Source organism: uncultured Rummeliibacillus sp. (genome assembly GCF_934216135.1).
Classification (GTDB): Bacteria; Bacillota; Bacilli; order Bacillales_A; family Planococcaceae; genus Rummeliibacillus.
The window spans coordinates 99,041-118,761 of record NZ_CAKQBI010000008.1; the positions used below are offsets into that span (position 1 = coordinate 99,041).

Annotated in this window: 21 protein-coding genes; 7 read left to right on the top strand and 14 right to left on the bottom strand. The window is 33.7% G+C overall.

The window, feature by feature from the left end; genetic code table 11:
- Positions 1-44: 44 nt before the first annotated feature.
- From Q0977_RS07485 to Q0977_RS07495, 3 genes are all read right to left on the bottom strand, one after another.
- Positions 45-1,361: a methyl-accepting chemotaxis protein gene (locus Q0977_RS07485; protein ID WP_299512163.1), complete on the bottom strand. Its 1,317-nt coding sequence runs from the start codon at positions 1,359-1,361 to the stop codon at positions 45-47.
- A 2-nt stretch (positions 1,362-1,363) separates the two neighbouring features.
- On the bottom strand, positions 1,364-1,756 hold the full coding sequence (locus Q0977_RS07490) for a hypothetical protein (RefSeq protein ID WP_299512166.1): 393 nt from the start codon (positions 1,754-1,756) through the stop codon (positions 1,364-1,366).
- A 174-nt stretch (positions 1,757-1,930) separates the two neighbouring features.
- Entirely contained in the window at positions 1,931-2,824 is an 894-nt protein-coding gene (locus Q0977_RS07495) for a patatin-like phospholipase family protein (RefSeq protein WP_119415182.1), read from the bottom strand.
- A gap of 162 nt (positions 2,825-2,986) precedes the next feature.
- Between Q0977_RS07495 and Q0977_RS07500 the strand changes: the two genes are divergently transcribed.
- Positions 2,987-3,418, top strand: a complete 432-nt coding sequence (locus tag Q0977_RS07500; RefSeq protein WP_119415183.1) for a MarR family winged helix-turn-helix transcriptional regulator — start codon at positions 2,987-2,989, stop codon at positions 3,416-3,418.
- A gap of 3 nt (positions 3,419-3,421) precedes the next feature.
- Positions 3,422-3,598 carry a hypothetical protein gene (locus Q0977_RS07505; protein WP_164489620.1) on the top strand — a complete coding sequence of 59 codons (177 nt, stop codon included), beginning with the start codon at positions 3,422-3,424 and terminating at the stop codon, positions 3,596-3,598.
- Between the two features lie 96 nt (positions 3,599-3,694).
- On the opposite strand, the gene Q0977_RS07510 is transcribed toward Q0977_RS07505, so the two are convergent.
- A complete protein-coding gene (locus tag Q0977_RS07510) occupies positions 3,695-4,480 on the bottom strand; it encodes a metallophosphoesterase (RefSeq protein WP_119415190.1) in 786 nt (261 codons plus the stop codon).
- Positions 4,481-4,833: 353 nt separating this feature from the next.
- Positions 4,834-6,339 (bottom strand): malate:quinone oxidoreductase, encoded by a 1,506-nt coding sequence (locus Q0977_RS07515; RefSeq protein ID WP_299512255.1) that lies wholly within the window; start codon positions 6,337-6,339, stop codon positions 4,834-4,836.
- Between the two features lie 410 nt (positions 6,340-6,749).
- Between Q0977_RS07515 and Q0977_RS07520 the strand changes: the two genes are divergently transcribed.
- Positions 6,750-7,235: a hypothetical protein gene (locus tag Q0977_RS07520; RefSeq protein ID WP_119414948.1), complete on the top strand. Its 486-nt coding sequence runs from the start codon at positions 6,750-6,752 to the stop codon at positions 7,233-7,235.
- Positions 7,236-7,325: 90 nt separating this feature from the next.
- On the opposite strand, the gene Q0977_RS07525 is transcribed toward Q0977_RS07520, so the two are convergent.
- The 5 genes from Q0977_RS07525 to Q0977_RS07545 all read right to left on the bottom strand — a co-directional run bounded on the left by Q0977_RS07525 (position 7,326) and on the right by Q0977_RS07545 (position 11,894).
- Complete coding sequence (locus Q0977_RS07525) at positions 7,326-7,601, bottom strand: hypothetical protein (protein WP_367269450.1); 276 nt, start codon at positions 7,599-7,601, stop codon at positions 7,326-7,328.
- A 124-nt stretch (positions 7,602-7,725) separates the two neighbouring features.
- Positions 7,726-8,316 carry a hypothetical protein gene (locus Q0977_RS07530; protein WP_299512174.1) on the bottom strand — a complete coding sequence of 197 codons (591 nt, stop codon included), beginning with the start codon at positions 8,314-8,316 and terminating at the stop codon, positions 7,726-7,728.
- A 218-nt stretch (positions 8,317-8,534) separates the two neighbouring features.
- The gene (locus Q0977_RS07535; RefSeq protein WP_199670667.1) at positions 8,535-9,269 is read right to left on the bottom strand and encodes a 3-ketoacyl-ACP reductase; all 735 of its coding nucleotides are present in this window, start codon (positions 9,267-9,269) and stop codon (positions 8,535-8,537) included.
- 292 nt (positions 9,270-9,561) lie between these two features.
- Entirely contained in the window at positions 9,562-10,341 is a 780-nt protein-coding gene (locus tag Q0977_RS07540) for a YqhG family protein (protein ID WP_119414945.1), read from the bottom strand.
- A gap of 23 nt (positions 10,342-10,364) precedes the next feature.
- Positions 10,365-11,894: a DEAD/DEAH box helicase gene (locus Q0977_RS07545; protein ID WP_199670665.1), complete on the bottom strand. Its 1,530-nt coding sequence runs from the start codon at positions 11,892-11,894 to the stop codon at positions 10,365-10,367.
- Between the two features lie 299 nt (positions 11,895-12,193).
- On the opposite strand from Q0977_RS07545, the gene Q0977_RS07550 reads away from it, so the two are divergent.
- The 4 genes from Q0977_RS07550 to Q0977_RS07565 all read left to right on the top strand — a co-directional run bounded on the left by Q0977_RS07550 (position 12,194) and on the right by Q0977_RS07565 (position 15,056).
- Positions 12,194-13,279: a CotH kinase family protein gene (locus Q0977_RS07550; protein WP_119414943.1), complete on the top strand. Its 1,086-nt coding sequence runs from the start codon at positions 12,194-12,196 to the stop codon at positions 13,277-13,279.
- A gap of 81 nt (positions 13,280-13,360) precedes the next feature.
- Positions 13,361-13,732 (top strand): hypothetical protein, encoded by a 372-nt coding sequence (locus tag Q0977_RS07555; protein WP_233548020.1) that lies wholly within the window; start codon positions 13,361-13,363, stop codon positions 13,730-13,732.
- Positions 13,725-13,877 (top strand): hypothetical protein, encoded by a 153-nt coding sequence (locus Q0977_RS07560; RefSeq protein ID WP_164489555.1) that lies wholly within the window; start codon positions 13,725-13,727, stop codon positions 13,875-13,877. Before Q0977_RS07555 ends, Q0977_RS07560 begins: the two co-directional genes overlap by 8 nt.
- Before the next feature lie 222 nt (positions 13,878-14,099).
- Positions 14,100-15,056, top strand: a complete 957-nt coding sequence (locus Q0977_RS07565) for an alpha/beta hydrolase (protein WP_119414942.1) — start codon at positions 14,100-14,102, stop codon at positions 15,054-15,056.
- 314 nt (positions 15,057-15,370) lie between these two features.
- Here the strand turns inward: Q0977_RS07565 and rnz are convergent, their stop codons facing one another.
- From rnz to fabG, 4 genes are all read right to left on the bottom strand, one after another.
- Positions 15,371-16,309 (bottom strand): ribonuclease Z, encoded by a 939-nt coding sequence (gene rnz / locus Q0977_RS07570; RefSeq protein WP_299512188.1) that lies wholly within the window; start codon positions 16,307-16,309, stop codon positions 15,371-15,373.
- Between the two features lie 11 nt (positions 16,310-16,320).
- Complete coding sequence (locus Q0977_RS07575) at positions 16,321-17,562, bottom strand: DNA polymerase IV (RefSeq protein WP_119414940.1); 1,242 nt, start codon at positions 17,560-17,562, stop codon at positions 16,321-16,323.
- 279 nt (positions 17,563-17,841) lie between these two features.
- A complete protein-coding gene (gene phaC, locus Q0977_RS07580; RefSeq protein WP_367269451.1) occupies positions 17,842-18,900 on the bottom strand; it encodes a class III poly(R)-hydroxyalkanoic acid synthase subunit PhaC in 1,059 nt (352 codons plus the stop codon).
- A gap of 26 nt (positions 18,901-18,926) precedes the next feature.
- Positions 18,927-19,709 carry a 3-oxoacyl-[acyl-carrier-protein] reductase gene (gene fabG / locus Q0977_RS07585; RefSeq protein ID WP_119414938.1) on the bottom strand — a complete coding sequence of 261 codons (783 nt, stop codon included), beginning with the start codon at positions 19,707-19,709 and terminating at the stop codon, positions 18,927-18,929.
- Positions 19,710-19,721 lie beyond the last annotated feature (12 nt).

Genomic DNA, 19,721 nt, shown 5'->3' on the forward strand with positions numbered 1-19,721 from the left:
CTTCATTTGTTAGAATATACTCTTACAAATGGAGGTGCTATTTTTTATTCTTTTAATTGAAAGTTTTGGACATTATTTTCTAGTTCCACAGCCATTCTATTTGTTTTCTCAGAACGATGCGATACGTCATCAATCCCTGCTGTTGTTTGCTCTGCAGCTGCTGAAATATCGATAATAGTATTTTCGATGTTTTTGATAGTATTTGTAAATTCATCAAGTGATTCTCCAACTTGGTCAGCTTTGCTTGTCTCTGCAGTCATTAGATCTGAAATTGTAGTAATTTCTTTTACTGTTTCTGCGACAGACATCGAAATATCGTTCAGTGCATGCACCGTATGTTGAACAGTCTCCGATCCTTTTTCAATATACTTTGTATTATCTTCAGCTGATATAAGGACATGTTGTATGTGATTCATAATATCTTTCACAAGGTTATTTACCTTTAGAACTTCTCCATTTGATTGTTCTGCGAGTTTACGTACTTCTTCTGCAACGACTGCAAATCCTTTACCGTGCTCCCCTGCTCTTGCTGCTTCAATGGAAGCATTCAGAGCTAGTAGGTTAGTTTGATCTGCAATTTCTGAAATAGAAGTCGTGATGTTTTGAATTTTTTTTGCCGACTCAACTAAATTTTGAATTGTATCACTTACTTCTTTTGATCCCTTCTGAATAAGTTCCATGTCTACTTTAATTTCTTTTGCTCTTTCTTCCCCAGTTAATGCAATTTCCATTGTCTTATTAGATTTTTCTACAGTTTCATCAGCTTGTTCTTTCATATCTTTGAAATCATTTGCAAGTGACATCAACATGTTAGCTGCTTTTTCTGTATGATTAGCGCCCTCAGAAACAGACACAGACACTTCTTCTATATTGTTAGAAACAATTTGTACAGCACTACTCATTTCGTTCAATGAAGTCGTCGTTGAATTTGCATTAGATGTTAACTGATGTGATGTTTTCTGCATAGTCGAAACCATTTGTTGTAAATTATTTGTCATTTTATTGAGTATATTAGCTAAATCGCCTATTTCATCTTTACTTTTAATTTTTACTTTTTGGACTGCAAGATTACCTTCTGCAATTTGTTTAGCTTGCTCTATCAATTTTGAAATAGGATTTGTTTTTCTGCGAATTAACATGAATGTGATAATTGTAGCTAATAGCATTGGAATAATGCTTACTAAGATTCCTTTTTTCACCACATCCCATGTTCTTGTTTTAACAATATTTGCATCAAAATCAATAACGCTAATAGCTACGATTTCTTTATTTGGATCATGATCTTTATAAATTGGCGCATATCCAGAAATACGTTTTAAACCGCCATATGTATATGGTTGAGAATATGTTGAATGTTTCATCTTCAGCAACATTCGATAGCATCCTTATCAACGTGGAATGAGTCTCCAGTTGAAAAGCCTTTCGCTTTAAGATGTTCATCTAATGCTAATATTTTTCCATTAAGATCTAATATATATTGCGTTTCAAAAATATCTTTATGATTTACAGTCCACTTGATTTGGTCACTGATTTTATCCTTTGCCGCTTGATCTCCTGACAATGCATTGTCAATATCAATAGAATTCAATAAACCCGTAGTAATATTTGCACAACCATAAGCTTCAACTCCTGCAGCATCATAAAGCTTATCATAAGCTGTTTTATATGTTGCAATTGAAGTGATTAACATCATTACAATTATGATTCCAGCAATGATTGTACCTAGTTGAAATGTTAGTTTACGAAACATTTTCATAATTCATTAGTATCACCTTTCGAAATATATTATAGTTCTTAGTTCTTATATTACCACTTAATTTCAAAGGATTATATAGCTATATTAGCTTTGGAAGAATTTTATTATTTATTGACTATTTTTTGATAGTTATCAAGAAAAAATGGAACATATTGAATATTCATTTTTTTAGCATTAAGAAGGTGAATCCTTCCAACTTTCCAAAAATTGAAGTGTGCGATTTCTTCCAATCTCCATTAATTGAAGTTTTGTCTCCTCATTCAAATCAAATTTTGTGGCACTATATTTTTCAACCGGAATAAAAATAATACTCTTTTCATGCACTCTGGAAATATATCGCTCATCATGTGCATCCTTCATCGTGCTAAAGAGCGCTTCAAATAAATTAAGTCCATTCTTAATCTTATGAGGTTCCATATGTTCCTTTGCGCTACTTAGTTTTAATCCCAGCATTGGCCGACCTTTCCGTTTGTTTTCATCATCAAATAACCAAATTGGAAAATTACTTAATACACCACCATCTACAACGATGGACTCCCCTCCTGAAACTCTCATCTTCACAGGTTGGAAGAAAAACGGAACGCCACAACTCATCCTTAAAGCTCGCGATATCAAAAATGATCCAGGATTAACCCCATATTCTTCTAAATCATCTGGCAAGACAATCATTTTACCATTCGTTAAATCAGATGCTATCAATTTTAATGCCCCTTCTGGCAAATCATCAAATGTATAGACATCTTTATCAGCTAGTTTTTCATAAAACCATTTTTCCAACTCTTTTCCTTGATACAATCCCATACGAAAATAAAGGTTAATCCATCTCATAAATGGTATAGAGCTAAAAGCCATTGGTGAATCTAAAAAAGTAGCTACATCTAGCTCATCAAGCAATTTTTCAATTTCATCTGCCGAATATCCAGCCGCAATAAAACAGGCCAAAATTGCTCCCGCACTCGTTCCGGCAACTCGCTCAAAATAAATGCCTCGATCTTCTAATACTTGAAGTGCACCGACAAATGCAAACCCCTTAATTCCACCACCTGAAAACACCCCATCAACGAGCAATCACTTCCCCCCTTACAAATATTTTAAGAAAATTGGAGAGATTTTAGAACTTATGTCGATTATTTTTAACTATTAGTAAATATATTTTTACTTTTTTTAATATTATTATTGAAATTGAACTTTATTAGTAATAATATATTTACTAAAAGGAGGCAATTTATATTGAATCAAGAAATAGCAAAAGAATATATTGCACTGATACCTAACTTATTTGAAAGCTTTAGCGAACTAAACAAAGGAGCATCTGAATTAACTCATATGCAAAACCATGTCATTGAGTATATCTATATGCAACAAAAGTCATTGAACCTGAAAGAGATTAGTTCCGGATTAAATGTAGCCAAACAACAACTAACAAACATCATAAGTGAGTTAGTATCAACTGGTTACTTGATAAAAGAAACTGATAAAAAAGACAAACGTGCCATCCTCATCTCTCTTTCAGCAAAAGGAACAAAGACTCAAGAAGAAAAATGGAAGGCAATTTATCAAAAGTTCAGTGAAAACCTAAGCAAATTAAACGAAGAAGATCGTCGTGACCTGCAATTCGCTCTTCACAAAGTAAATCTACTTTTAAATAAGATGGAGGATTAAAAAATGTCACAAAGAGATCGTGTATCTATTATTGTTATGGGCGTAATTATCGGGGTTATATTTGGATTGATTTTTAAAGATATGTATCATTGTTTGATAACTGGTGTTGTGGTAGCTTCCATAATTACCATTAAATTGAGCCAACAAGCGAAGAAATCAAAAACTTGTATTCACGAATGATTTTATGATTTTTATATGATGGATTCTTGGGGAAGTTTGTTTCTTCGCTGTGATTTATTTCTTTTTTCAAAGTGTTTATTTCCTTATTCTCGAGATTTATTTATTTTCCGATGACTTTATTTCTTCTCGAGATTTGTTCAGTTCCGCCACTACGATTTCAGGTCGATTAAATATGCGGAAAGTGAATCCACTATTACCTAATCCTCGACTTATTACTTGGGTTAAGTTTCCCAATTTCTCAACTCCATCAATATGCGATGATGGAAAGAGGTTGAAGTTGTGGTCAATCACTCCTCCTATTCCCGGAATTCGTATAATACCACCGTGTTCGTGTCCATTGAACGTTAAATCGATCCCACTTTTTTCATAAGCTTGATAATCTTCTGGGCGATGTGCAAGTAATACTTTATATGTTCCATCATTTTTCATAGATTTATAAAGCATTTCTTCTGCGTTTTCTCCACTTAACGGGTCATTAATTCCAACTATTTGTATAACTGCACCGTTTTTTTCAAAATAATTATTGCTATTAAATAACACATGAATACCTAGCTGAGATAATTTTTCTGCTAAGACGCCTTTAATATTAAGCGCTTCTTCATGATTGCCAGTTACATAATACACGGGTGCAATATCAACAAACCCCTTCATAGCTTCCAGACTTTGGTTTAAATCATAATGATAGCGATCCACTAAATCACCTGTAATAAAAATAAGGTCCGGTTTTTCTTTCTTTACTCTTTGGATTAGCTTCTTTTGTTTATAACCAAATGTAGCATAGTGTAAATCAGAAATTTGAACTATTCGTAATCCATTCATAGCATTCGGTAATTTTTGAGCTACAATCGAATATTTTGTCACTTTAAGCCAATACTGGTTCATATACACAAAAACGACCACAGCACATAACGCTATTATTGAATAAATAATTTTTTTCAAAGATAACCACCCTACCTAATCCACTAAAAATTCAATTTGTTAATTTAAGACGTTTTTTGCTCTGTAATGTTGCCTTTTTAATTTATATATTCTATGTAAGTATAGGTTTAATCTTCAACGCTAAAACAAAAAATGTTGTAGATTTTTCTACAACACCACAAGTATTTTTATATACATTTTTCATTTTAATAATAAAGTTCTAATGAACATAGCTATCAAAGTTAATCTCATTTTCGAAAATAACAAAAAGACCTTTAATCATGATGATTAAAGGTCCTTTTTGTCACTTTATTTACTTATTTTAAACCAAGTGCTTTTGATGTTTCGGCTTTTAATTTGTTGTATAGTTCTGGGTTTTCAACAAGTTTCATACCGTAAGAAGGAATCATTTCTTTGATTTTTGGTTCCCATTCGTTCATATGTTCAGGGAAACATTTAGAGATTACATCAAGCATAACTTTTACTGCAGTAGATGCACCTGGAGATGCGCCTAGTAATGCAGCGACAGAACCATCAGCACCAGTGATTACTTCAGTACCAAATTGTAGTGTACCTTTACCGCCTGCTTCTGTATCTTTAATAACTTGTACACGTTGACCGGCTACAACGATATCCCAATCTTCGCTTTTAGCATTTGGAATGAAATCGCGTAGTTCTTCAATGCGTTGATCTTTAGATAGCATCAATTGTTGAACTAAGTATTTTGTTAAATCTAAGTTTTTAGCACCTGCTGCTAACATAGTGAAAACATTGTTTGGTTTTACAGAACCTAATAAGTCCATGTTAGAACCTGTTTTTAAGAACTTAGGAGAGAAACCAGCGAATGGTCCGAATAATAATGATTTTTTACCATCAATGTAACGAGTATCAAGGTGAGGTACAGACATTGGTGGTGCACCAACTGCTGCTTTACCATATACTTTTGCATGGTGTTGATCAATAACTTCTTGGTTGTTACATACTAAGAATAGACCACTTACAGGGAATCCACCGACATGTTTGCTTTCTGGAATACCTGTTTTTTGAAGCAATGGTAGACTTCCGCCGCCAGCACCGATAAATAGGAATTTCGCTGTATTATATTGTAATTTACCATCAGCACTTTTAACTTTTACTTCCCATGAACCATCGCTTGTACGTTTGATGTTTTCAACAGTATGATTGTAGTTAACTTCTACACCTTGTCTTTGTAGGTGGTCAAATAACATACGTGTTAAATTACCAAAGTTAACATCTGAACCAGATTCAATTTTAGTAGCTGCAATCGGAGTATCTGATGTACGTCCATCCATAATAAGTGGAATCCATTTTTTCAATGTTTCTTTATCATCAGAGAATTCCATTCCTTGGAACAAAGGAATTTTTGAAAGCGCTTCAAAACGTTTTTTCAAGAATTCGACATTTTTTTCACCTTGCACCAAACTCATATGAGGAATAGGCATGATAAATTTTTGTGGATCTTTGATTAATTTTTTGTTTACTAAATGAGACCAAAATTGTCTTGAAACTTGGAATTGTTCATTGACATTAATCGCTTTTTTAGTATCGATTGTGCCATCTGGTCTTTCAGGAGTATAGTTAAGTTCGCAAAGTGCAGAGTGTCCAGTTCCCGCATTGTTCCATTCGTTAGAACTTTCTTCACCTGGTTTGTCAAGTTTTTCAAACACTTTAATGTTCCATTCTGGTACTAATTCTTTTAGGAGTGTTCCCAAAGTCGCACTCATGATTCCGGCACCAATTAAGATAACGTCTGTTTTAGTTTGACTGCTCATTTTTACCTTCCTTATTCTGTATATTTGCAGAAAAGTGCAAGCGCTAATACATGAAAATAAGCAAAGCGCACCTTGTCATACACCTTTTCTGTATCATTTACAACCTGTCCATAGTGTATCACAATTATTTATAAAATAAAATATCTTATATATATATCATACTTATAAGATATCCTAGTTTCTTCTATTGTATAAAAATTTCATATTAGATGGATATAATGTAATTTTCCGTAATTCTATATATCTTTAGAAGAACTGTTTAGATAGTATTTAAGGCCTGCTAACTGTTTTATAAACTTGCATCATATTTATTATAATTACGACCTTCTACAAAATTCTTTTTTAAGTATCGTTTTATGCATAATAAGCACTTCTGTAATCATTTTACATAGACTAAATTACAACTATAGATTTAAACTCTTTTACAGAAAGGAATGGCTATGGTAAATTTCAAAAATTTTCGTGGGACAGTCTCGCAGATAAATGATTTTGCAAGTGGTCAAAATGGAGAAGGTTGTTTTAAGATAATGTCCGTTCAGGATGAGTTAGGTAACATCGTAAATTTCATCGTGTCACCTACTACTTATTTTTCGAATTATGAAATTGTAAATGTTGGAGATGTGATTACTGGATATTATGATGGAGATGCGCCAGCACCATTGATATTTCCTCCGCAGTATCAAGCGCTTATTATTGTAAAAGAACACAGTTATCAAAATGTCAAAGTTGATTTTTTCAACGGTCAATTGGTCAGCAGTGACGGTCAATTAAAACTGAATCTTACAGCTAATACACCCATTATGTTAACAAATGGGCAAACATTTTCGAGTTTTCCAGGAAATCGAAATCTTATTGTGACATACGGACCTACTACGAGAAGTATTCCTGCACAAACTACTCCATATAAAATAATCGTTTGGTGTTAAATAATTTTTTCAGAACATTTAGCATGAAAAGATAACGCTTGGTTATTGTTAAAAATACCCCCGTAAGTTTTTAACCAACGGGGGGAAATCTTATTCTTTTTGAAATTCACTTAATTGTTGCTTTACTTGTTTAAGTTGTTTTTTATTTTGCTCAACTATATCTAAATGCTCTCCAAATTCTTCTGCAGTTTGAATAGCCTTTTCTGCATGTGATATTTGATCGAAAATATGTTCAACTGCAATTTCTTCATAGTGTGACCTCGCTGATTGCACCATACGCAGCGCCTTTTCAACTGAGTTACTTGATAAAGTGCAAGGATGATCTTTTTTCCAACTTATATCTGAATGCTTCGCCAAATTTGTCACTTTCCCTTCTGACAATTAAATAAATAATTTAGGGATAGTATTACAAATTTTTCAGATAATATGCGTGGAATTCCGTTTTTGATAACGAACGAGTTAAGTTTTTGAGCTTTTAGAGGGTTTCATTTCAAGAAACTTTAAAGAATGGATCTTGTTTTTGTTTTAATCCATATTCATAAAAAGTTTGTGTTAATGTTTCTTTAGATTCTTCAGTAGTTACAATACAACTTACGGTAAAAAGACTTTCCTTTAAAATCAATTCATAACCATTATTTACTTCTTTAGAAAATCCATAATACTTATGATTAACATCGATTGGGACAAAATGAAATGAATTTATATTTTTCCATGCTATAAAACGACTTCCACTCAACACGCCGTCTTCAACAATCGCAAATAAGTTAAATAAATTATGTGAATTTGCTAAAGGAAGTAATAATAAAAGATAAAGCGCTCCATCTAATTCTACATAAAAGACTACCCAAATAAGGATGCTAATCACCGCCAAAAGCACTAAAGAATAAATGATAATCTCTAATTTTTGTTTAGAGTAGGATGGTAGATTTATTGGTTTTTGGGGATATTTTTGAATAGTTGTAGACTCTTCATCTATTTTAGGAAACAAAACCTCTTTCTTCATCTTGAACAAAAGTTGGATAAATTTATAGACATGGTATCCTATAAATATAGAAACAAATAAATCTAATATAAGCTTCAAGTTGATAATTCTCCTTTATTTTTGAAAAGTACTAATATTTTATATACTTTAGCCAACAATTTTTAGTTTTATTCTTTAAATGATGAAAAATATTTTTTGTTTATCGTATAAAGTGCAGATTGAAGAGTTAAAGGAGCTAATGCATGAGTAAGATAAAAAGTAAAAAGCACTTAGATGTTAATATCCATCTAAGTGCTTTAGTGATTATGATTTATTAATTAGAATGGGTTTGTTGCTAAAAGACTTGCAGTTTTTACATAGATACGTTGGTTAAGTTTTAATTGAGAAACAATAACTTCTGCGATATCTTCAGGTTGGATATATTTTTGATCATTATTTTCTGCAATTAAGTTTGTATTTAGTGCAAGATCTGTTGCTACTGTACTTGGAGTTAGAGAAGTAACACGGATGTTGTTTCTGCGTACTTCTTGTGCTAATGATTCAGTTAAACCAATAACACCGAATTTAGATGCACTATATGCACTTGAAGTTGCTGCACCGTTTAGACCGTTTGTTGAAGAAATATTGATAATATCTCCACCATTTTTTTCGATTAATTGTGGAAGAACTGTACGAGTTACATAATATGTTCCCATAAGATTTACATCGATAGTTTTTTTCCATTGTACTGGATCCATATCTAAAAGAGTAGCAAATCCACCGATACCCGCATTGTTGATAAGAATATCAGCTTTACCTAATTCTTTTGTTACTTTTTCAATTGCTTGTTGTACTTCTTCAAGTGATGAAACATCTACTGTTGCGTAAGCAGCTTTAACACCTAGTGCTTCAATTTCTGCTTTTACACTTTTTAATGATTCTTCAGTTCTTGCAAATAGACCTACATTTACGCCCTCTTTTGCTAAAGCTACTGCAACTGCTTTACCGATTCCTCGTCCAGCTCCAGTTACATAAGCTATTTTACCTTTTAGTGATTGTGCCAAAATAAGCATCTCCTTTTACAATTACTGACGTACTAACATTTATAATTTAGCTACCTCTCAACTATTATTATCACAATAAAGCTTTTTGTTCAAAAAATACGCTCTCTTTCTAAGTAATAATTGATTTAAAATTAGTATCAGTAAATGTATTACCCTTTTCCTTCTGTTGGAGCATTATTGTAAGATATTTTTGCATATTAAGACATCGGTCGGAAGCTTGAGCGAGAATGGTCTAGTATGACATTATTAAGGTCTTGAATAGAAAGGTATGAACTCTTTATCACGACTCACGCTTCTTTTATCATCTCAAGTAAAACAACCCACCGTTGATGATTTCAATTTTGATTTTGGCGTTGTATCTTTCTTCGAGGGCTTTTGCCTCGATTTCGTAGCATTCTGGTTTTTCATCTATATCCTTATAGAAATAGTCTAATACTCTTTGATCCCTTTTCCATCTTTTGTCTGCTTCCTCTACCCATGTGTGGTCATCTAATTGGATAATATTGTTGATGACAAGATCCAATCGTTCAATTCCACGTAAAGGTTTGATAATAAATTGCAGAGGAAATGCATTATCTGGTAAGTCCGAGACAAGATCGATTTGCGTTACTATATCTTGAAAATCATCAATGATTTTGCCTGTCATTAAGTTAACCCCTAGAGAATAGAGATGTTCTCTTGTTTTATCACACAAATAGGAAACTTTATAATTGACGCCTAAATATGGCGTTAAGATTGTTTGTCCTTCAAAAGAATCCGTATTTTCAAACATTTGAACATATTTGCCTAACTCTTTGGTTGCTTTAAATAGTTGGTTTAAACGATAAGAGCCAAAATGGACAATTTCTCCTCTAAGTTCGCTACTTACATGATTTTGATCTGTTATTAAAGTAAGCTGGCTTGGTGCGGGAACGCCATTCGTACTTTCAACGTACTTCCAGTAATAAGGTCGATTCATAATTCTTTTATCCATATCTATCGTCAGTTGAACGGTTAAATAATGTTCGTCTTCTTCGATGATTTGACAGTTAGTTTCTTGAAAAAATGTTTTCATATACTCGTGAACTTGTTGTGGAAACATATCTGACCTCCATCTGAAGTTTCCTATATCGACTTCTTGAATGCTAATATTTCATCTAATTCCCCTACCACTTTTTCAAAGACATCGATTTTAGTTTGCAATAAATCTAAAATATTTTGTTCGATTGTATTAGCAATAGCAAGGTTATAAATCTGTACATCATGTTCTTGACCAAGCCTATGAACGCGTCCTATTCGTTGTTCTAATTTCATCGGATTCCAAGGTAAATCATAGTTAATCACATGATGACAGAATTGAAGATTGATCCCTTCCCCACCCGCTTCGGTAGCGATTAAGACTTGTGCTTGTTCTTTAAAAAGATGCTTCATATAATCTCTTTTACTTTTATTGAATTTTCCGTTAAAGAGCACGCTTTTAATACCTTTTGTGTGCAAAAACCATTGTAGATAAATTTGACTTGCACGATATTCAGTAAATATAATAACTTTATCATTTGCTTCTGAAATAATTTCGTACGTTTTTTCCGCTTTCGAATTAATCTCTAAAGACATTAATTTTTCCATTAGTTTATGGACAAATTCAAGTCCTTCTTCATCATTACTGTTTTGAATCATATTCTCTAACGTCAAACAAGTCGCTTCTTTACTACTGCACATTTCTTTTTGTAAAGTAATCATTGAAAACGAACCAGAAAATACAGGAGATACATCCTTCAGTTGCAGGATCATATCGTATACTTCTCTTTCCTTTTCTGTAAACTGGATGGAGATGTTTTGAACCTTCCTATTTGACCACTCTATCCCTGTATCCTGTCTTCTATTTCTCACCATTACTTGATTGACCAGTTCCTTTAAAAACTCATCATTATCAAGATCATGTTTACTCGCTGAAAAGGCTTCCTGGAACACTTCAAAATTCCCTAAATGACCCGGTTTAAGTAAAGAAATAAGATAAAATAATTCAAACACATCATTCTGAATGGGTGTTGCCGTTAATAACAAGCAAAACTTTTTCTTTAAACTTTGAACAAACTCATAAATCTTGGTTTTGTGGTTTTTTAGTTTGTGGGCCTCATCTATGATAATCATGTCATAATTTTGTTCATAGATTTGTTCTTTGTGGGGACTCTTCTTTGCGGTATCCATACTCATCACTACAATATCAATATATTCGATTGAAGATTTCTTTTTATACGGAATGGCTGGAATATTAAATTTGTTGTTCAGTTCATCTGCCCATTGGTTGATAAGAGAAGCAGGTGCCAAGATCAATGCTTTTTTCACCTGACCTCTAATTAGATACTCTTTCAAGATTAAACCAGCCTCAATGGTTTTCCCTAATCCCACTTCATCAGCTAAAATAGCTTTGCCATTCATCTTTTCTATAACTGTTTGTGCTACATCAAGTTGATGAGCAAGTGGTGTTAAGTTCGGTAAATATTTTGGTGATTGAAGTCCTGTAAATTCCGTGATTAAATTGGCTTTCTCTACTTCGTAAGTCATCTTATATAGCGCCCAGTTATCCCAATTATCTTGTTGTTCTAATCTTTCTTTAAAACTTTCTTCCCACTCAGGCGACCTTTCAATAATCATGATCATCACCTCAATAATTTTTCTTGCACTTAACTTGTCCAAAAAAACTATAACTATGAATATTTCATGAAAATCAAACTACATAATACGTCAGAAATCTAACCAAAAGTAATGCACATGAATATTATAGTATCAGCTATTATTTTGCATTGTATTGATGCTCTTATTTATAAAGTTAAAGTTCCAACTTACAAGACATTATGATGAAAGCATATAGAGCTTTCCTTGGTCAATTAATCGATTAAGGAAAGCTTTTGTTAAATTTACTTATTTACATTTGAAAAGGGAGGTGAATATATATGTCTAAAAGTGTACCTTCATATATATTAACGATTGACGAAGATGAGTTGAATATTTTAAGAGAAAACTTGATAAATGATTATGCGGCTCCTTCCAAATTAAACATTGACGGGATCGACTACAAAATTCGACTTGGCTATCGAGGTGCATATACTAGAAAATTCCGAAAAAGATCTTATATTGTTCACTTCCAAAATTCAAATAATATTTTGGAAGCACATGCTATTCATCTTAATGCAGAGTACAAGGATCCTTCCATTATTCGAAACAAGCTCTCCCTTGACTTTTTTCAAGATTTAGGAGTGCTCGCTCCTGATACCAAGCATATTAATTTTTTTAGAAATGAAACATTTAGAGGGATCTATTTACAACTTGAATCTGTTGATGATCTTTTTTTGAAAAAGAGAGGTCTGCCCTCTGGACCTATCTATTATGCGACCAATAATGATGCAAATTTTGCTTTTGATCGAGAAGGTAGACGAAAAAGATCCCTCCTCTCTGGCCTACAGCGTGTACATGGATTATTATCCGACGATCAAAATCTGATTGACTTTATAACGGTGATCAATAAATCCGATTCCATAGACTTTTCTTATCGTATTGGAAATTATTTAGATTTAGATAAATACTTCAGTTGGCTTGTGGGTGCCGTTTGTACAATGAATAACGATGGTTTTAATCATAATTATTCAATTTACCGCAATAGTGAAACTGGATTGTTTGAAATTATGCCATGGGATTATGATGCAACATGGGGAAGGAAAATTAGTGGCGGAATTATGGATCATAAATATGTACCAATCGACGGAAGACCCGGTAATTTACTAAAAGATCGGCTATTAGATAGCCACAAATTCAGAAAAATGTATAAAGAAAAATTAGAAGAAGTCCTCGAAACGAAATATACTGTCAACTATTTAGAGGATAAAATCATGTCACTTCATCAACTTGTTCGTCCTCATTATCTTCGTGACCCTTATATCAATAATAATATTGAAATCTTCGACTATGAACCAGAGATGATCACACAATTTATCCGAAATAGAAATCATTATTTAAAAACGCAATTAAAATATTTTAATTAAAAGAATCTACCTCGATACCAATAGACCCAATCACATGACACTGTAATATGCATAAATTAGTTTGAGGAGGTGTTTTCTTGAATGTATGATAACTCTAACAATTATCGTAACCACAAAAATCAATCGGACTATTATTCAAAAAATGATGCCTCTCAAAAATTCAAAAAACACCGATCGATTTCTGATTACACATTGAAAGATTTAACAAAAGGAAAACACTTAGATATCGTCGCAGCTGCACTTTTATTATCAGGAAAAATAAAAGTAGATGCTGTGCAATTATTTCGAGATTCTCCCATTATTACCGTTACTTTAATTGGTAAATTTCAATCCAATAAAAAGAAAAAGTCAAATGCATTGAGTGATTTTCTTGATGAAAATGGTGATTTAACTATCCAAGAAGTGTTTGAAGCAATCCAAGATAAAATGAGAAAAGGTGATAATTATGAGTAAATCAAAAGAAAAAAAATATGGGAATGGCTCAACATTTAACGGAACGGGTTTTACAAATGCAATTATTTTAATTGTTTTATTGTTCATGCTCATCTTTGGGTCAACTGATATTGCTACCTTATCTGAAGTTGAAATTGAAGTTTAGCTCTATTTTTTTGATTAGCTATTTGTTCATTTTTTATTTTAACACCTAATAAATTCAGGGGTTTTTATGGGGGAAGCCCATCATAAAATCCCTTTTTCTTCTACTTCATACACATATTATTCTTTATTTTACTTTTTTGTTTTTAAAACATAGTTATTCTATAGGTTTAATTAATTTTATGGTATAATGGCTTTAATAGTTAATTTGAAGGGACGTGTTCTTATGCCATTAAAAGAAGGATCATTAGCTTATATTGAAGCTCATAAAGGTATTCAATATTACGAACAGACACCAGAAGAGGCTCGAGCTGAAAGAGCAGCTTCTCCTATTCATCAAGTATCGGTTGAGGGGATTGCATCCGTTGAAGATCGACTTATTAAAGTTTCCGATGGCGCAGAAATTTTAGTTAGAGTTTATACACCTATAGGAGTTGGTCCATTTCCAATTATTATCTACTACCATGGTGGAGGCTGGGTTTTCGGTAGCCCCGATTATGCTGATGGAGGTTGTCGCTACCTAACAAGTTCAACAAAGTCAATTGTCGTATCTGTAGACTATCGTCTTGCTCCTGAGCATCCATTCCCTATTCCTGTTCAAGATAGCTATGATGCTCTTCTTTGGGTTGCAGAGAATGCTGCTTCTTTACAAGGTGATCCTACAAAACTCTTTGTTGCTGGTGATAGTGCAGGTGGGAATATTGCTGCTGTTATTTCTCAATGGTCAGTTGATAAAAATGGCCCTGAAATTTTGGGACAGGCGCTTATTTATCCCGTTACAAATACATGTTTTAATACTTCATCCTATGAAAAATATGGAGAAGGATATGGTCTAGATCGTGAAGGCATGATTTGGTTTACCAAACAATATATTGGTGATGCAAATATTCAAAGTAATTCATCTGTTTCACCATTGCTAGCAAACGATTTGTCACATATCCCACAAACAATTTTGGTTGCTGCCGAATATGACGTTTTGTTAGATGAAGGAATTGCTTATGTAACTCGTCTTCGTGAAGCTGGGGTTGAAGCAAAACATATTGTATTGCCAGGACTTATCCATAGTTATTTTAGTAAGATGGAATTTTTTGAAGAAGAAACGAAAGAGACATGTGAATTGATTGCTGAATTTTTCAAAAAGGCAATTGACATTGATACCGTTAAGACTTCTTGTGTTAAATAAGTTGTCATCTCTAGGCTGAGTAAGATGACTTAATTCCCATTTAAATCGGCTTTGACTTTTTCAAGGCTTTCACACAATTATTGCGTATTATTGAGCATATGATACAATCCAAGCTATAATTGCTATGATATGGTGCAATCAAAGCATTATTAGCTTGTGGTTGAATCCTCCTTTTTTTCAGACTGATGTGTTGCGTAACTTTGCATGGTTCTTTCCTTCCGTTTAACGCTTGCATCAGTCTGATTTTTTCCGAAAAAATGAATACCCCCTAATATTTTAAATGGACCAGGAAAAAATTCTCCTAGTCCATTTTTTTAGATTCTTTCCAGTTTTTCGTGTATCCACTTAAACTCATCAAAGTCTGTTACCAAAAACGTATTTGGTATTATTTTTTTTGCTTCATTTAACATTATCTCGATATCTTGTGGAAAGAATCGAGCACTTAAATGATTTAACAATAAGTTTTTAGCTCCTGCATTGAGTGCAACATTTGCTGCATCCATGTTGGTAGAATGTCCATAACTTGCTGCCAAATTACTAGTCGAGTGATCAAATGTAGATTCGTGTACTACAATATCTGCATTCTCACTAAGTTTAATGGCGTTTTCACAATAACGAGTGTCGCCAAGAATAGCCACTGTAAATCCTTTTTTAGGTTCATCTGTAACATCTACGCTTCGAACAATCGTGCCATCTTCCAAAGTGACATTATGTCCATTTTTCAATTGACCTAGTAACGGACCTTTTGGCACCCCTAAAGCGATTGCTTTTTCAACTTGCAAAGTGCCTAGTAATGGCTTTTGTTCTATTCGGTAGCCAAAGCACGGAACAACATGTTCAAGTGGCATTGCAGTTACGATGAAATTTTCATCTTCTAAGACAATTCCTTCCCCTACTTCTACATATTCAATTGCATAATTTAGATGCGTTTGAGATGTCTGTAACGTTAATTCTATCCACTCTTTAAGTCCTTTTGGACCGTATATAGTTAACGGCTGATCTCCACCTAAAAATGAACGAGAACCTAACAAACCAGGTAATCCATAAATATGGTCACCGTGTAAATGAGTGATAAAAATTTTATCTATTTTACGTGGTTTAACAGTTGTATGTAATATTTGATGTTGTGTTGCCTCTCCACAATCGAACAACCAAATGGAGCCGATTTCTTCTAGTAATTTTAACGCTAAAGAGCTTACGTTACGTGTTTTAGAGGGCATCCCTGCACCTGTTCCTAAAAATTGTATATGCAATGATTTTCCTCCTATAGTTTATGGTCATCTAAAAAGTCTTTACTAAAACTAGTCTGTGACTCATATGTTGTTTTTTTAATATTTTTAATACCTTTTGTAATGATATCTTTGCCAAATTTATGTTGCAACTCTTCAACAATTTTCAATACAGGTTCTTCTTTTACGTATTTTTGGAAAGAAAAGATAGATAGCTGCTCTACGGTTTCTTTTTTATCAATAACATTGCTGACTGTAACACCAAGTAGGCGGACAGGCGAACCGTTCCAATGCTTTCTGGTGAGCTCAATAGCAATTGTTTCGATATCCTGTTGTTTCCATAAAGCATTTGATACTGTTTTACTTCTATTACTATTATGCCAATCTGTATCTCGAATCATAACTGATACCGTATGTCCTGCTAAATTTTTTGCATCTAATCGTTTGGCTACCTTCTCACAGAGCTTGCCGATTGCTTCAGTTAGTTCCGACATTTCCATTAAATCTATTGGAAAAGTCGTGGAATTGCCGATAGATTTCGTATCATAAATAGAGTTTGGATCAACTTCCCGCTGGTCTATCCCGTTCGCACGTTCTTTTAGTCGAAGTCCATTTTTCCCTAGATTCGATTTAATCGTATACTCCTCTATATTCGCAAGATCGCCTATAGTGTGAATCCCAATACTTTCAAGCTTTTTAGCGGTACTCTCCCCTACTCCATGCATATCAATAACAGGTAAATGCCATAGCATTTGAGGCACATCTCGTTTTCTCAGAATAGTGATACCCATTGGTTTTTTCATATCTGATGCTGTTTTGGCTAGAAATTTGTTTGGTGAGATTCCAATTGAACATGGTAAATCCAGTTCATGTAATATTCTTATTTGAATAGACTCTGCCAGTTCAATCGCATCTTGTCCATGAACAATATTCGTCACATCCATATATCCTTCATCAATTGAAACCGGTTCTACTAAATCTGTGTATGAACGTAATATGGCAAACATTGCTTGAGACGCTTGACGATAACGTTCGAAATTAGGAGCCATCAATATTAACTCTGGGCATTTTCTCTTTGCTTCCCATACAGCCATTGTTGTATAGACGCCCTTAGCCCTCGCTTCATAAGAACAAGTGACTAAGATTCCTCTTCTTTCTTTTGGATTACCTGCAATAGCAAGCGCCTTTCCTTTAAGTTCGGGGTTATATGATTGTTCAACGGAAGCATAAAAACAGTTCATATCAATATGAAAGATAATTCTCCCGTGAGTAGCCATACTTCTCCCTCCTTAATCGACCAAATGTTCTCGTTCTAGTATAACAAAATAACAACATTTGGGACATCTTTTTACTATTTGAAGCCACCAAAAAACGTGTCTGTTAAGGCAATTTGAGACAAGCCCTTTGCAAAGATGATGGTGAAATCTTATTTCGAGCACTCTGCCAAAACTTCTTTGTTATAAAAAAAGTGACTGCACCATAAGTTTCCTACTTAGGCACAGCCACTATGAAAATACATCTATTCTTTTATTTAAAACTTTTAAGCTTTCTATTTGTTAATATGAGTTTTCAGTAATCCAATTTTCAATATATGGGTGGATTTCTTTAATGGCTTTGCGTCCAACAACAACAGATATATGTCCTGTTTCAACGCTATGATAGGTATTATTTTTACTAGATACTACATTATTTAACGGTGCAACTTGATTTGGCAATGCAATGTTATCGCGTGTTGCAGAAATGTTAAGAAGATTAGCCTTGATATTGGATAAATCTACTTTTTCTCCACGAATCACCAGCTCACCATTAATCAGTTTGTTCTCCTGATAGAATTCTCGAATCCATTGTCGATACGCCTCTCCAGGGAAAGGAACTCCATCATTCAACCACTTCTGCATTAGTTTCCAATTTAACACGAAGTTATCATCTTCTACTCGATCTACAATCGACACATATGGTCCATATGTCGTTGAAATAGGACTTAGTAATTTATTTCCAAAGTCAATCATTTCAAACGGAATATTCCCTAAAGTGTCGACCAATTTATCAAGTTGGAAGTAGCGTTTATCCAACCACTTCGTAAAGAGACCAGCATCTGTAAAATCTATCGGACTAGTCAACAATAGAAGATTACGAATAGGAATTTGTGGATTCAAAGCCGTAAAAATAGCTGACATTGTACCACCAATGCAATAACCTAGTAGCGTTATTTCCTTTGCTTGTGACTTTCTTAATACCTTTTTAATAGCCTGCGGGATGTAATCGACGATATAATCATCGAACTTCATATGACGGTCTTCATAGCCAGGCACTCCCCAGTCTAATAGATAAACATCATGTCCTTTATTGGTTAAATGTTCGATTAAACTGTTTCCAGGATATAAGTCTAAAATATATGGCTTGTTAATGAGCGCGTAAATCATGAGGATAGGTACTTTATTGGTCTTTTTTACAGCTGGCTGATAGCGATATAATTTAGCCTTATTTTTTGTCCAAACTACTTCTTTCGGCGTCTGGCCTACTTGAGGCTCTGGTTCCATAACAAATACCTCTGTTAGTCTTTTGACTTTTTTTAATCCTTCATCAGAGGGAGTTTTGAATTCTTTTGTAAGCATATATTACCTCCTTTATTTTTCTTTTTTTACATATACAATCCACCATTTACGTTTATCTCTTGACCAGTCACAAAACTTGCTTGGATGAGATAAAGAACAGCTTCAGCGATTTCAGAAGTTGTACCTAATCGTTGCATAGGTACTTTTGCAATAATGTTATTTTTCACTTTTTCAGGCATAGCTGCTACCATCTCTGTCTCGATAAATCCTGGGCAAACAGCATTGACAGTAATGCCGCTCTTCGCTGTTTCTAGTGCAAGTGATTTAGTGAACCCTAAAATACCAGCTTTGGAGGCTGCGTAATTCGTCTGACCGAATCCACCAGCTTGACCGATAATAGAGCTGATATTAATGATGCGTCCATACTTTCGATCAATCATGTGATTAATCACTGCTGATGTGGTATGGAAAATACCATTTAGATTGACGTTAATCACTTGATCCCATTCGTCTTTTGACATTTTACGGAATGAGCGATCTTTTGTAATTCCAGCATTGTTAATAAGAATATCAACTTTTGTAAATTGTTTTAATACTTCGTCTATAAGGCGTCTTGAATCTTCTAATTCACTAACATTTGCTTTCACCGCAATTGCCTGACCGCCTTGTTCTTCGATTTCTTGTATAATTTTTTGCATTTCTACTTCAGATGAACTGTAAGTAGCTACAACTGTTGCACCATTCTTCGCTAAAACTTTTGCTATTTCTGCACCAATCCCACGTGATGCACCTGTTACGATTGCTACTTTATTTGCTAATGGCTTCAAATAGTTTACTTGTCCTAATTCTTTTAATTCGATTGCTGACATACAAAATCACTC